This is a genomic window from Salmonella sp. 32100201201700099SM (genome assembly GCF_017572645.1).
Classification (GTDB): domain Bacteria; phylum Pseudomonadota; class Gammaproteobacteria; order Enterobacterales; family Enterobacteriaceae; genus Salmonella; species Salmonella enterica.
On sequence record NZ_JAGERQ010000003.1, the window covers coordinates 1 to 13,637 of the forward strand.

Sequence of the window (13,637 nt, forward strand, 5' to 3'; positions counted from 1 at the left end):
GCCAGTACACCTCGCCGCCGTCCGGGCGCGCCAGCCCGGTCAGCAGGCGCAGCAGGGTGGTTTTTCCGGCGCCGTTGCCGCCGGTGACCTGCACCCACTCCCCGGCGTCCACGGTGAACGACAGCCCGCGAAACAGCGTCCTCTCGTCCCGCTCGCAGTACAGATCTCTGGCTTCAAGCATTCCCACTCATCAACGTCCTGTCAGAAACCTGGTTTAACATCACGCATATCCGGCAGTTTATGCGCGATCCCTTTGTGGCAATCGATACAGGTCTGTCCGTCTTTTACCGCCTGATCGTGCATTTTCGCCGCGACGCCTTTTTGCGCGGTCAGATCCATAAAGTCGAAATTGTGGCAGTTACGGCATTCCTGCGAGTTGTTGTCTTTCATGCGCCGCCACTCATTTTGTGCCATTGTCAGGCGATGAGCTTCAAATTTCTGCGGTGTATCTATCAGCCCAAATACCTTCGCATACAGCTCTTTACTGGCTTTGATCTTACGGATCATCTTCGGCCCCCACTCATGCGGCACATGGCAGTCAGGACAGGTGGCACGAACGCCACTACGGTTGTTGTAGTGGACGGTTTCCATGTACTCCTCATACACCGTGTTGCGCATTTCATGGCAGCTAATACAAAACTCTTCGGTGTTAGCCTTTTCCATGCCGGTATTGAAACCGCCCCAGAAGATGATGCCGCCGATAAAACCGATTAACAACAGCGTCCCCAACGCCAGGCGGCTGGGGCTGCGCCACCATCGCCAGACGCGCTTTATCCAGCCGGGTTTACGGTTAGAATTTTCCATAATGACCTCTTATTTCCCGTAACCTTGCGAGGGGGTAAAGGTATTGTCGATAATCGGCGCGGTATCAGACTGCGGTACGTGGCACTGCAGGCAGAAATAACGACGCGGCGCGACGTTGCCCGACACTTTACCGTCACTGTCCATAAAGTGCGTCGGGCTGATACGCGGCGCGCCCGTCGTACGATAACTTTCCACGCCGTGGCATTGCAGACAGCGGTTGGTATTGGTCGTCACCTGGTAGCCCTCGACGCTGTGCGGGATCATCGGCGGCTGGTTGACGTAATTTAGCGGCATACGTTCCTGCTCTTTCGGCATACGAATCGCCCCTTCCTGCGTCCCGGATACTTCCGGCGACTGGCTCAGATCCACTCCGTTTGCCGCCCAAACCGCACCACTTACCACCAGGGCAAGCGTGGCCATCCATTGACACAGCGCTTTCATCAGGTCATGGCTTTTCATTGTTTCGCTCCCGAACTCCATCGCATTTACACTTCATCCTTCGAGCTGCCTCTTTGTTGGCTGCGCTCGAAAATCCCAGTCACATCGTTATCTATGCTCCCGGGGATTTCCTCGCTTACCGCCGCGATGCATCCCGAATGATGTTGCGTATCGTTATTGTAAAAACATCCTCAGAACAGACATCCACGCAGCGGCCGCAGGTCATGCAGTCGCGGTGGGTGACCTGCGCCAGGCTTTGCTCATCCAGCACCGGCGCACGTAGCACATGCGGTTCCGGGCAAACATGAAAACAATCCATACAGCGATTACATTTTTCACGTTTTTTGGCCGTCACGGTCACTACGCCTTTACTGCCCAGCACGCCATACAGCGCGCCCATCGGGCATATATGGCCGCACCAACCGTGCTCAACGACTAATAAATCAAATAAAAACAAAGCAATAACCAGCAACGCGCCGCTACTAAATCCCATAATCAGACTACGACCTAACAGCGACACGGGATTAATCCATTCCCATAGCAACGTGCCGGTCAACGCCGAACCGATTAACACCACCACCAGAAGGACGTACCGTATATGGCGTGGAATCGTCGCCGACTGGTTCAGGTCAAATTTCCTGCGCATCCAGTTAGCCAAATCGGTAACGGGGTTTAGCGGGCAAACCCAACTGCAAAATAATCGCTTTCCCGCCAGCGCATACAGCACAGTGATAATCACTGCTCCCGTCAGCGCCACGGTAGCGGGAAGATGTCCACTGGCGAGACTTTCCAGGGTAATCAGCGGATCGGTCAACGGGAGGGTATCGAACAGCAAACTACTGCTGTAGTTGCCATGCAAAACCCAAAAGCCCAGCCACGGGCCGCTGAGAAACATCCCCAGCACCATAAACTGGCTGATACGGCGTAACACCAGCCAACGATGGCTACGCCACCAGCCTTTTTTCGCCCGCGCTTCTCGCCCGGCGTCGCGTTTACGATTTGCCATCTTTCCCCTCCAGCCAGCCGAAGCGGTAATGGTGTCCTAACTCCCCTTTCGCCAATGACAACGGCAACACTTTTATCGCTGGTTGCTCCAGTACGCAGACTTTTTCGCATTTGCCGCAGCCGGTACAGGCATCGCTGTGTACGGTGGGCAGAAAGCGCGCATGTTTGCCGGTACGCATGTTGCGATCCAGCTCCAGCGTGATGGCCTCATCGATTTTCGGGCATTCGCGGTAACAAACGTCGCAGCGCAGCCCCTGAAAGTTGAGGCAGTTTTCCTGATCCAGCAGCACCGCCAGCCCCATACGCGAGTCATCAATGGAGGCGATATCTTTATTCAGCGCCCCGCTGGGGCAGACTTTGGCGCACGGAATGTCTTCACACATTTCGCAGGGGATGTCGCGAGCGACGAAATAGGGCGTACCTGCCGATAGCCCGGAGGCCAGCGTCGCCAGTTTTAGCGTGTCGTATGGACACGCCTGAACGCACTGCCCGCAGCGCACACAGGCGCTGGCGAAGACATTTTCATTCAGCGCGCCAGGCGGACGCAGCCGAACGCCCGTTGCGCGCGCGGTTTGCTGTTGCAAGCCCAGCGCCACGCCAACCGCCGCCAGCCCGCCTGCAGTGCGCACAACATCACGCAGAAAGCGGCGGCGGCCATTTTGGGGTTTCGCTGTACGGGACATAACGCGTTACACCTTCGCCAGCTTAACGGCGCACTTCTTGAAGTCCGTCTCTTTAGAGAGCGGATCCGTCGCATCCAGCGTCAGGTTGTTCACTAGCTGAGCGGCATCGAAGAACGGCATATACACCAGTCCCTGCGGCGGACGGTTACGTCCACGCGTTTCGACAATCGAAATCACTTCGCCGCGGCGGGACGACACTTTAACCTTATCCCCGCGACGCAGATCGCGCGCTTTCGCATCCAGTGGGTGAATAAAGACCACCGCTTCCGGGAAGGCGCGATGCAATTCAGGCACGCGGCGCGTCATACTGCCGGTATGCCAGTGTTCCAGTACGCGACCGGTGGAAAGCCACAGATCGTACTCGTTGTCCGGCGACTCCGCCGCGGGTTCAAATGGCAGCGCGAAGATCACCGCTTTGCCATCCGGTTTACCGTAGAATTTGTACCCTTCCCCCGCTTTTACATACGGGTCGTTGCCTTCGCTGTAACGCCATTGCGTCTCTTTGCCTTCGACGACCGGCCAGCGCAGACCGCGCGCGTTGTGGTAATCGTCGAACGGCGCCAGATCGTGACCGTGGCCACGTCCAAACCAGGCGTATTCTTCAAATAGCCCTTTTTGCAGATAGAAGCCCAGCTCACGAGACTCATCGTTTAACTGATCTTCTTTCAGCTCGCTCAGCGGGAATTTGCTGACCGCAGGCGTGGCGAATAGAACGTCATACAGTGTTTTGCCGCGCAGCTCCGGCTTCTGGGCCAACAACGCCTCCGGCCAGACCTCCTCGGTTTTAAAACGACGGGAGAACTGCACCAGTTGCCAGAGGTCGGATTTGGCTTCGCCCGGCGCTTTAATTTGCTGACGCCAGAACTGCGTGCGGCGTTCGGCGTTGCCGTAAGCGCCTTCTTTCTCAACCCACATGGCGGTCGGCAGGATCAGATCAGCAGACAGCGCGCTCACCGTCGGGTAAGGATCGGAGACAATGATAAAGTTACGCGGATCGCGCCAGCCCGGCATCCGATCTTCATTGATGTTCGGCCCGGCCTGCATATTGTTATTACACATTACCCAGTAGACGTTCAGCTTGCCGTCTTTCAACGCGCGATCCTGCGCCACCGCGTGTAAACCCACTTTTGCCGGGATAGTGCCAGCGGGGATCTGCCAGTGTTTTTCGCAGATATCACGGTGTTTTTCGTTCGTCACGACCATGTCTGCGGGCAGACGGTGTGAGAAGGTTCCCACTTCACGCGCCGTACCGCAGGCGGAAGGCTGGCCGGTCAGCGAGAAAGGACCGCAGCCAGGCTGGGAGATTTTTCCGGTCAGCAGATGGAGGTTGTAAACCAGGTTATTCGCCCACACGCCGCGGGTATGCTGGTTAAAACCCATCGTCCAGTAAGAGATCACGCGCTTATTCGGATCGGCGTAGAGCTGTGCCAACTGTTCCAGTTGATCTTTCGGCACGCCGGTCATTTCAGCAGTCTTGTCCAACGTATATTCCGCCACGAAGGCTTTATACTCGTCGAAGCTCATCGGCTCGGAAGCGTCGGAGCCCGGATTCTTCGCCGCTTTTTCCAGCGGGTGCGTCGGGCGTAAGCCGTAGCCGATATCCGTCGCCCCTTTACGCAGATTCACATGCTTTGTGAAGAAATCCTGATTTACCGCGTTGTTCTGAATAATGTAATTCGCGATATAGTTAAGGATCACCAGATCGCTTTGCGGGGTAAAGACAATACCGTTGTCCGCCAGCTCAAAGCTACGGTGCTGGAAGGTGGAGAGGACAGCGACTTTCACATTCGGGTCGGACAAACGGCGGTTAGTGATGCGCGACCATAAAATCGGGTGCATCTCCGCCATGTTGGACCCCCACAGCACAAACGCATCGGCCTGCTCAATATCGTCGTAGCAGCCCATCGGTTCATCCATGCCAAAGGTGCGCATAAAGCCCACCACCGCCGAGGCCATGCAGTGACGCGCGTTCGGGTCGATGTTGTTAGAGCGGAAACCAGCCTTGAACAGTTTCGCGGCGGCATAGCCTTCCCAGATGGTCCATTGACCCGATCCAAACATGCCGATCGCTTCTGGTCCTTTCTCTTTCAGGGCGGTTTTAAACTTCTCTTCCATCACATCGAAGGCCTGTTCCCAGCTCACCGGCGTAAACTCGCCGTCTTTGTGATAGCTGCCGTCTTTCATGCGCAGCATCGGCTGCGTCAGACGATCTTTACCGTACATGATTTTGGGCAGGAAGTAGCCTTTAATGCAGTTCAGACCACGGTTGACCGGCGCGTCGGGGTCGCCCTGGCAGGCGACCACACGGCCCTGCTGCGTTCCCACCAACACACCGCAACCCGTTCCGCAAAAACGGCACGGCGCTTTATCCCATTTGATGGCTTCCTGCTGCCCGACAACGGCGCGGGCGACGCCCGGCACGCTCAGACCGGCAGCCGCCGCAGCGGCCGCAACGGCGTTAGCTTTCATAAAGCTACGACGACTGAGTTTCATGGTGTTTCCTCACCTTGCTCATCCTGCTGGTGATAAACCAGCGACACCGCCAGCACGCCCTCAACATTGCGTACTGACTCAATTGTTTGCATCAGCGTTTCACTCTGATCTGCTTCCGCCACCACGATCAGTTGCCCGCTTTCAACGTCGCTTAACGCGACTTCGCAACCCGGCAACGTGTTCAATTGTGTGCCAATGGCGGCGATGTTCTGACTTTTGGCCTGCACGACCAGGCTACAGACCTGCCAGTTAGTGTGCATGGTGGTTCTCCGCTTTGATGGCTGACACGGGACAGATAGCCACACACGCCCCGCATCCGTTACAGGCCTGCGAGTCAAGCTGCGGCTGGTAAATACCGGATAACGTGGGGCGAAAGGTAATGGCCATAGGTTCACAACTGTCCTGGCAACGATGGCATTCAACCGATTGCCTGGCGAGGCAGTTTTCCGTGAGTGTAAAAATTAAATCCCAGGCCCTGGTGTGGCGCGGAAGAAAGAGAGATTCGGGACAGGCCTGCGCACAGGCATAACAAAAGCTGCACTCGCCCCGTTTGAAATCTACGCTCGGATATCCCCCCGCCCCTCGCTGCAGGATGTCGGCCTCACACGCCTGGATGCAGGCGTCGCAACGCAGACAATGTGCGAGAAAATAGGTCGTTTCTCTGGCCCACGGCGGAAGAATCCCATTACTGGCGTTGCGCCAACTGCCGGTCAACATGCTTCGACGGGATAAATCAACCATGATATCGCCCTTCCATAACGACACGCTTCCATAGGGAGTGAATGCCAATAAAAACCGTACAATTTATGAGTAGTTATTTTTGTAAATAAGATATTTCAGGATGTGTAAGAGATGCATACCCCGATAGAGGTAAATGCTGTTGCCGGATCAAAAGAGTGCCGGGTAAAGACCCGTAAACGTGCTTTTTCTCACATTTCAATGAGTTATATAGATATTTATATAACGAAAACCACTAATAGCTGATAATTTCATTTACATTATCAATACCAGAATATTCCACTATATAAAAAGACGCTATTTTATTAATAATCTTGAAAATATGAGTAAATACAGATTAATAGATAATATGAATGTGTTAATCTGTTGTCAGTGAATACTGAAAACAGCAGAAAGGAAATACTGTGAACAATCAAATGAAGATGTTTGTCCCTGCCGTCGTCTTCGCCGCCCTCGCCAGCGCCTCTGCCTGGGCTAACAATGGCGATACCGCCCAGCCGCTGGAAAAAATCGCCCCCTATCCGCAGGCGGAAAAAGGAATGAAGCGGCAAGTGATAACCCTTACCCCTCAGCAGGATGAATCTACCCTCAAAGTGGAACTGTTGATTGGCCAAACGCTGAATGTGGATTGTAACCAGCATCGCCTCGGCGGCACGCTGGAAACAAAAACGCTGGAAGGCTGGGGCTATGACTATTATGTCTTTGATAACGTCACCTCTCCGGTATCAACCATGATGGCCTGCCCTGACGGTAAGAAAGAGCAAAAATTCGTCACCGCCTGGCTGGGTGAAGACGGGATGGTGCGCTACAACAGCAAGCTGCCGATCGTGGTGTATACCCCGGCGAATGTGGACGTGAAATACCGCATCTGGAAAGCGGACGCTAACGTACAGAACGCCGTCGCGCGATGATGTTACGCTGCCCGGTCACACTTACCGGGCATCTGAACACGCCGACTCACACAGCGCTCCGGGGTTCTTTTTAAAACACGTCTGGAAACCCGCTCGCCCGCAGCAAAAAATACCCCGATGCCTGGTGGCGACGCGTGGCATCTTATCAGGCCTACCCGCGTGCGGACGTAGGGCTGCCATCAGGCGGTTTATCCGGCGCCATAATCCATTACGCAGTACGCGCAACCACATCACGCGAAGCGGCGTCACGTTCGTCGCCGGTGAGTTCGGTTAGCTGTCCGTTACGCATTTCAAGCAGACGATCGGCGTGAATAAAATAGTGATCATCATGGCTGATGGCGAAAATGGTTTTGCCCATTTCCTGCATTAACGGCAATAGTACCTGATAAAATTCCCGGCGGAAATGCGGGTCCTGATCGGCGGCCCACTCATCCAGCAAAATAATATCGCGCTCTTCCGCCAGCGCCAGCAGCAGCGCAATGCGCTTTTTTTGCCCTTTCGACAGTTTAAGATTCAAAATGCGCCCGTCGTTTAGCTCCAGCTTGTGCGTCATTTTCAGGTGCTCAAGCCACTTTTCGACCAGCGCGGGATTGGCGGGTTTCCCCTGCGGCCCCAGCAGGCGGTCGAATAACCACACATCGGTGAACACCGCAGAAAACAGTTTGCGATAATCTTCCGGCTGTCCGGCGGCAATAGGTTGACCGTCAAGTAAAATCGTTCCCGATTGCGGCTGGTATAAACCGGTCAATAACATGGCCAGCGTCGATTTCCCGCTACCGTTGCCGCCAATTAAAAACAGCAGTTCGCCGCGGTGAATCGTCAGGTTGATGGGCCCCACGGAAAACGCGTTATCCTGATAGTGGAAAACCACGTTGCGCAGCTCCAGCGTCTTCCAGTCGGGAAAGGCTTTCGGCTGTGGAAAATCAGGCTTATACGGGGCGAGCGCGAATTTATTCAGTTTATTAAACGCCATCTGGGCGGTCAGTAGCGTTGGCAACGCCCCCACCGCAGACAGCAGCGGCGTGCGCAGGAACAGCAACGTCAATGAATAGGTCGCCGCGACGTTAGTATCCGCCCAGCCGAGACTATTCGCCATCCAGAAGACCAGGCCTATCGCCCCCAGCATCATGATATTCGACCAGTTGACGGCGCTCAGATGAAAAGTATCGGCACGGATAATGTGATGACGGTACTCTTTGGCGTCCGGGATATAGCATTGCTGAAAAATCTGCTCCGCACGCTCGCGGTTTAGCGTCAGCTCTTTGCGTCCTTCCAGCACCGTCTGATAGTCGTTGTACAGCTTATCTTCGGTCTCGCGCAGGGTCGCCATATGCTGGTAAACCCGCGCCACCAGCACAAATCCGCCCCAGATAGTGACCGCCATCCAGATAGCCGTAACCAGCAGCATTTTTGTCGATAGCATCGCCAGATACGCCGCCGAGCCGACGGTGAGGATAATACCCTGCACCAGCTCAGGCAGACGCACAAAGGCGATAGTAATATTGCGAATATCGCTGGTCAGACCGGCCAGTAAAGAGGCGCTGCCCAGTTGCTCAATACGTTCAACGTGCGTATCCAGAATGCGCTTGATAAATTCGCTGCGCAGGCGGTAAACGAAATGGTGTCCCAGAGTGGTGAGCGCCAGTTGGGAACCTAATGTGACGACCATTAGCAACAGGAGCAGGCCGAGAAATTCCGGCAGCACCATGACGGTGGTGTCCACCGTTTCAATCAGGCGCTGATTGATAAACGCGATCAGGCCAATCCCCAGCGCCGCGCTGGCGAGACTCAGCGCCATCACGCTAATAAATGGCCAGCGGTACTGCCGCCAGACAAGAATAAGAAGTTCCATGCTTACAACCCGGACCGATAATAACAGCCCGCAGTTTAACTAACTCCATCTGCACAGCAATAATAATTCTTATTTTTATTCTTTTTCAGCCGCCTGACGGAAGGTGAGATTGTAACGAAATTCACCGGTCATGGGATGAAAGCCCGCTTTAAGCGGCTGGATACCATGATAAAACAGCCGGGACTCGCCGCCCCAGACCACGATATCGCCATGCTCCAGTAAGATCCGCTGGATCGGGTCGCTGCGACGCAGGCCGCCAAACTGAAAAACCGCCGGCACCCCCAACGAAACTGAGATAATAGGCGCGCGCAGATCCGGCTCGTCTTTATCCTGATGCAGCGACAGTTTTGCGCCGGGCGCGTAGCGATTGATCAGGCAGGCGTCCGGTTGGAAGCTCGCATACCCTGCCGCGATTGCCGCCTGACGACATACGCTGGCAAACGATAACGGCAGCGCAGGCCAGGGTTTATCGGTCAACGGATCGCGCACGGCATAACAATAACCGTGACGATCGGTGGTCCACCCTAACGCGCCGCAGTTGGTCATCGCCACCGACATGGTATAGCCGCCCGGCGTCACCATCTGACGAAACGGTGACTGACTGGCGACAAACCCGATATCGTCTAATAGCGACTGCGCCGCGCGAAACGCAAAGCGGCGCAACACCACCGCGCCAGGCGCCAGGGACTCTTGCCAGGGCGCTTCATCAGCAAACAGATCCAGCATTGCTACTCCTCTTTTTGCGCTTCTCGCTTTAATAGCTGCGCTTTTCGACGCACGCCCCAACGATAACCGGAGAGCGCGCCATCGCGACGCACGACCCGATGACACGGGATCACCATCGCCAGTTTGTTCGCGCCGCACGCGCTGGCGACCGCGCGTACTGCCGTGGGTTTGCCGATAGTCGCGGCAAGCTGTTGATAGCTTACGGTTTCGCCGCAGGGAATTGCGCATAACGCCTGCCAGACCTGCTGTTGAAACGCGGTTCCCTGGATATCCAGCGGCAACGAGAGCAGCACATCGCGTGTGTTGATAGCCGCGACAACCTGCCGCACCCGTTGCTGAAAAAGCGCGTCAGCAGGTTCGTGGCGGGCCGCCGGGAAAAGGGTGTGTAATTCAGCCAGTAGCGCGTCGTCGCTATCACCGGGGAGAATCGCGCAAATCCCCCGCTCGCTCTCCGCCACCAGGCACCGTCCGTAAACCCAGTCCGTCAGCGCATAGCGAACGGAGACATTATCGCCGCCTTTGCGAAACTGTTTTGCCGTCATGCCCAGCGTCTGGTCGGCATGACGGTAGTAGCTACTGCTATCCGGGAAGCCGGCGCGGTAAATAGCCGCCGTGATCGGCTCTCCTTTCGCCAACGCCTCACGCAGCCGCCGGGCGCGCCACGCCTGCTGCCACCCTTTCGGCGTCATACCGGTGCTCGCTTTAAACAAACGGTGCAGATGAAACGGGCTCATCGCCACCGCCTGCGCCAGAGACGCCAGCGTTACCGGCGTCTCCTGCTCAAGTAAACGGCAGGCGCAGGCAATCTTATCCAACCGCCGTTGCTGCGCGCGCGCATTATCCGGCTGACAGCGCTTGCAGGGGCGAAAACCGGCGTCCAGCGCCTGCTGCGCGTTGGCAAAAAAGCGAACATTTTTACGTAACGCCCTCTTCGAGCGACAAGAAGGGCGGCAAAAAACGCCGGTGGTTCGCACCGCAAAAACGAAACGCCCATCCGCGCTGGCATCGCGCGCCTGCACCCGCAGCCAGCATTCATCATCGGTAAGTAACGCTTTTTTCATCATAGACTCCTTCATTAAGCATAGTGCTTGCTTACATGCAGTGTGTCCGTAAATCCGCCCACAAAAACCCGTAATCTTGCGTTTTAATTCTTATCGCTCACCAGGAACGTTTTGAACTGCGGCGACATCCAGGTTTTAAAGCCTTCACCTTCTTTCATGATCATAAAGACCGCCAGCCCTTCCCGCCGCACGACCTCTTGCGCCTTTTGCGTACCAAGCACCATCAGGCCGGTGTCCCAGCCGTCCGCTTCCAGCGCCGTTGGCGCGATGACCGTAACCGATACCAGGTTGTGTTCAATGGGGCGCCCCGTTTGCGGATCGATAACGTGCGATACGCGCTTGCCATCCAGCTCATAATAGTTACGGTAGCTGCCGGAGGTGCTGATGCCATGCCCGTTGATATCCACAATCGCCTGCACCGCGTTTTCCCGGTCGGTCGGCTTCTGAATCGCGACGCGCCACGGCAGCCCTTGCGCATTCATCCCGCGACTGCTTAATGCGCCGCCCACCGAGACCAGATAACGCGCAATGCCCTCCTGCTCCATCAGACGCGCCAGGTGATCCGCCGCATAGCCCTCCCCGACCGTGGAGAGATCAACATAAAGATCCGGCAGATCTTTTTGCAAAAACTGATGTCCAGCCCTGTCGATAACCTGCAAATGTTGCAGGCCTGTTTTCGCTTTTGCCGCATCGATTTGTGCTGGTGTTGGGATATGCAGCGGCTGCCGATCCGGCCCAAACCCCCACAGATTGACCAGCGGGCCCACGGTGATATCCATCGCGCCATCCGTCTTCGCGCCAATACGTAGCGCCGAGGTCACGATATCCGCCATGGCTTCGCTGACCGGCCAGGGCGCAAGACTGCGTGAATGGTTAAAACGCATCAGCGCGGAGTCATTTTTATAGGTAGAAAGCAACCAATCATCAGCATCAAGCTGAGTCTGGATTTTAGTCTGTAACTCTGCGGCGCGTTTCGCATCGATGCCAATCACGCTCACCCGCCAGAGGGTCCCCATCGTTTTACCTTCCAGCACCTGAGCGGCAGGTGACGCTGTTGTCGTTTCGGGAGCCTCATCGCAGCCCATAAGTAAAAAAGCCGCCGCCAGACACACGGCCCGGCAAAAAGTCATTTTCATCGCTGTTTATCCTCATTCGAATGGACACAAGCGTATATCAAAACGTCGTATTTGTACGCCGGAATAAGGCATGAAAAAAGGGCCCGCAGGCCCTTTAGCAACATCTTTTGCTGATTAGAACTGGTAAACCAGACCCAGCGCTACGATGTCGTCGGTGTTGATGCCCGCATCGCGGGTAAAGTCGTTTTTATCCAGCAGGTTGATTTTGTAATCAACATAGGTGGACATGTTTTTGTTGAAGTAGTAAGTCGCGCCGACATCAACGTATTTTACGATGTCCTGGTCGCCATAGCTGGCGCCGTAGCCGTTGCTGATGTCCTTACCTTTAGACTGCAGGTAAGCCACAGACGGACGCAGACCAAAGTCGAACTGGTACTGAGCAACCACTTCAAAGTTCTGCGCTTTGTTGGCAAAACCGTAAGAGGTGGACGGGTTGCTACCGTTAGAGGTACCAAAACGGGTTGCGTTATAGGTCTGAGAATACTGCGCTGCCAGATAGATGTTGTTCGCATCGTATTTCAGGCCGCCGGTGTAAACCGTGGCGCGATCGCCGTTACCATACAGGCGAGCGTTAGCGGTGTTGTTCTGATCGGCAGTACGTTTAGACGTGGTGATAGCGCCACCGACAGAGAAGCCTTCGCCGATTGCATAAGTCAGCGATCCGCCGTAACCGTCGCCGTTCTGGTTCAGCAGGCTGCGACCGTTGGTGTTTTCACCGCTCACGCTGCCGTTTTTACCCTGATACTGCAACGCGAAGTCCAGACCATCCACCAGGCCGAAGAAGTCGGTGTTACGGTAGGTGGCATAGCCGTTACCACGCTGCTGCATAAAGTTGTCAGCGCCGTAGGTGTCGCCGCCGAACTCCGGCAGAACGTCGGTCCAGGAGGTCACGTCATAGGTTACGCCGTAGTTACGACCATAATCGAAGGAACCTGCGTCAGCGAATTTCAGACCCGCAAACGCCACACGCGTCCAGGAGTCGTTGCTGCCTTCAGTCTGGTTGCCCTGAATCTGATATTCCCACTGGCCATAACCGGTCAGCTGATCGTTAACCTGCGTTTCGCCTTTGAAGCCGATACGCATGTAGGTCTGGTCGCCGTCGCTGCCTTTGTCGTCAGAGAAGTAGTGCAGGCCATCAACTTTACCAAACAGGTCTAATTTGTTGCCGTCTTTATTATAAATTTCAGCCGCATTCGCTGCGCCCGCCACCAGCAGAGCTGGTACCAGGAGGGACAGTACTTTAACTTTCATGTTATTAACCCTCTGTTATATGCCTTTATTGCTTTTTTATGCCACTGCTTACTGGTTAACCCTCATTAACCAGTCGGCAAGTCCATTCTCCGCAAAAATACAGAATAATCCAACACGAATATGATACTAAAACTTTTAAGATGTTACAGTTATCTACATAGATGTTTCAAAATATGAATTTTACGGAACTTTTTTAAAGCAAAAATCAAGTAAAAATAAGCACAAATAGACAAAATATATTCACGAAACTTTTAAAATCAACGGGTTAAATTGATGAAATTCATAGCACTGAATGATAAAAAAGAATCTTCATTCGCAACTAAAATAGTGACCGCTATCATCATTAACTTTATTTATTACCGTCATTCACTTCTGAATGTCTGTTTACCCCTATTTCAACCGAATGCTTCGCATTCGGTTTTTTTTACCCTTTTTCAGACGCACCCGGCTGATTTATGCTACCTGCCTAAAACTATCACGGTTATTCACTACCCTCCCCTGCTCGACCGTTCGTAAGACATTAGCAAATAATTTCTTGA

General features: G+C 54.6%; 14 protein-coding genes. 1 reads left to right on the forward strand and 13 read right to left on the reverse strand.

All coding sequences use genetic code 11. The annotated features are described in order from the left end of the window. From J4685_RS05640 to napF, 8 genes are all read right to left on the reverse strand, one after another. A partial coding sequence (locus tag J4685_RS05640; protein WP_023209630.1) for an ATP-binding cassette domain-containing protein occupies window positions 1-181 on the reverse strand: 181 nt, incomplete at its 3' end. Window positions 182-201: 20 nt separating this feature from the next. Then, complete coding sequence (gene napC, locus J4685_RS05645) at window positions 202-804, reverse strand: cytochrome c-type protein NapC (protein ID WP_000431778.1); 603 nt, start codon at window positions 802-804, stop codon at window positions 202-204. 9 nt (window positions 805-813) lie between these two features. After that, window positions 814-1,263, reverse strand: a complete 450-nt coding sequence (napB, locus tag J4685_RS05650; RefSeq protein ID WP_000835182.1) for a nitrate reductase cytochrome c-type subunit — start codon at window positions 1,261-1,263, stop codon at window positions 814-816. Window positions 1,264-1,378: 115 nt separating this feature from the next. Then, complete coding sequence (gene napH / locus J4685_RS05655; protein WP_000013534.1) at window positions 1,379-2,248, reverse strand: quinol dehydrogenase ferredoxin subunit NapH; 870 nt, start codon at window positions 2,246-2,248, stop codon at window positions 1,379-1,381. Continuing rightward, the gene (napG, locus tag J4685_RS05660; RefSeq protein WP_000091679.1) at window positions 2,235-2,930 is read right to left on the reverse strand and encodes a ferredoxin-type protein NapG; all 696 of its coding nucleotides are present in this window, start codon (window positions 2,928-2,930) and stop codon (window positions 2,235-2,237) included. The genes napH and napG overlap by 14 nt, the downstream gene beginning before the upstream one ends. A gap of 6 nt (window positions 2,931-2,936) precedes the next feature. Further along, a complete protein-coding gene (gene napA, locus J4685_RS05665; protein ID WP_000778090.1) occupies window positions 2,937-5,423 on the reverse strand; it encodes a nitrate reductase catalytic subunit NapA in 2,487 nt (828 codons plus the stop codon). Next, entirely contained in the window at window positions 5,420-5,683 is a 264-nt protein-coding gene (gene napD, locus J4685_RS05670; RefSeq protein ID WP_000557387.1) for a chaperone NapD, read from the reverse strand. Before napD ends, napA begins: the two co-directional genes overlap by 4 nt. After that, window positions 5,673-6,164: a ferredoxin-type protein NapF gene (napF, locus tag J4685_RS05675; protein WP_000228064.1), complete on the reverse strand. Its 492-nt coding sequence runs from the start codon at window positions 6,162-6,164 to the stop codon at window positions 5,673-5,675. The genes napD and napF overlap by 11 nt, the downstream gene beginning before the upstream one ends. A 413-nt stretch (window positions 6,165-6,577) precedes the next feature. Between napF and eco the strand changes: the two genes are divergently transcribed. Then, entirely contained in the window at window positions 6,578-7,072 is a 495-nt protein-coding gene (gene eco, locus J4685_RS05680) for a serine protease inhibitor ecotin (RefSeq protein WP_011232985.1), read from the forward strand. Between the two features lie 208 nt (window positions 7,073-7,280). Here eco and J4685_RS05685 read toward each other — a convergent pair whose 3' ends face one another. The 5 genes from J4685_RS05685 to J4685_RS05705 all read right to left on the reverse strand — a co-directional run bounded on the left by J4685_RS05685 (window position 7,281) and on the right by J4685_RS05705 (window position 13,098). Further along, window positions 7,281-8,924, reverse strand: coding sequence for a multidrug ABC transporter permease/ATP-binding protein (locus tag J4685_RS05685; RefSeq protein WP_000421583.1), 1,644 nt, complete (start codon window positions 8,922-8,924; stop codon window positions 7,281-7,283). A gap of 75 nt (window positions 8,925-8,999) precedes the next feature. After that, window positions 9,000-9,650, reverse strand: coding sequence for a DNA oxidative demethylase AlkB (gene alkB / locus J4685_RS05690; RefSeq protein WP_000885000.1), 651 nt, complete (start codon window positions 9,648-9,650; stop codon window positions 9,000-9,002). 2 nt (window positions 9,651-9,652) lie between these two features. Continuing rightward, complete coding sequence (gene ada / locus J4685_RS05695) at window positions 9,653-10,714, reverse strand: bifunctional DNA-binding transcriptional regulator/O6-methylguanine-DNA methyltransferase Ada (protein WP_000975968.1); 1,062 nt, start codon at window positions 10,712-10,714, stop codon at window positions 9,653-9,655. 80 nt (window positions 10,715-10,794) lie between these two features. Next, a complete protein-coding gene (apbE, locus tag J4685_RS05700) occupies window positions 10,795-11,847 on the reverse strand; it encodes an FAD:protein FMN transferase ApbE (RefSeq protein ID WP_000784300.1) in 1,053 nt (350 codons plus the stop codon). A gap of 114 nt (window positions 11,848-11,961) precedes the next feature. Next, a complete protein-coding gene (locus J4685_RS05705; protein ID WP_000865526.1) occupies window positions 11,962-13,098 on the reverse strand; it encodes a porin OmpC in 1,137 nt (378 codons plus the stop codon). Window positions 13,099-13,637 lie beyond the last annotated feature (539 nt).

Coding starts and splice junctions, on each gene's coding strand:
- J4685_RS05705 (WP_000865526.1), bottom strand. CDS start 13,098: ATGAAAGTTAAAGTACTGTCCCTCCTGGTACCAGCTCTGCTGGTGGCG.
- ada (WP_000975968.1), bottom strand. CDS start 10,714: ATGATGAAAAAAGCGTTACTTACCGATGATGAATGCTGGCTGCGGGTG.
- napG (WP_000091679.1), bottom strand. CDS start 2,930: ATGTCCCGTACAGCGAAACCCCAAAATGGCCGCCGCCGCTTTCTGCGT.
- napA (WP_000778090.1), bottom strand. CDS start 5,423: ATGAAACTCAGTCGTCGTAGCTTTATGAAAGCTAACGCCGTTGCGGCC.
- napC (WP_000431778.1), bottom strand. CDS start 804: ATGGAAAATTCTAACCGTAAACCCGGCTGGATAAAGCGCGTCTGGCGA.
- alkB (WP_000885000.1), bottom strand. CDS start 9,650: ATGCTGGATCTGTTTGCTGATGAAGCGCCCTGGCAAGAGTCCCTGGCG.
- napD (WP_000557387.1), bottom strand. CDS start 5,683: ATGCACACTAACTGGCAGGTCTGTAGCCTGGTCGTGCAGGCCAAAAGT.
- napH (WP_000013534.1), bottom strand. CDS start 2,248: ATGGCAAATCGTAAACGCGACGCCGGGCGAGAAGCGCGGGCGAAAAAA.
- eco (WP_011232985.1), top strand. CDS start 6,578: ATGAAGATGTTTGTCCCTGCCGTCGTCTTCGCCGCCCTCGCCAGCGCC.
- napB (WP_000835182.1), bottom strand. CDS start 1,263: ATGAAAAGCCATGACCTGATGAAAGCGCTGTGTCAATGGATGGCCACG.
- apbE (WP_000784300.1), bottom strand. CDS start 11,847: ATGAAAATGACTTTTTGCCGGGCCGTGTGTCTGGCGGCGGCTTTTTTA.
- napF (WP_000228064.1), bottom strand. CDS start 6,164: ATGGTTGATTTATCCCGTCGAAGCATGTTGACCGGCAGTTGGCGCAAC.
- J4685_RS05685 (WP_000421583.1), bottom strand. CDS start 8,924: ATGGAACTTCTTATTCTTGTCTGGCGGCAGTACCGCTGGCCATTTATT.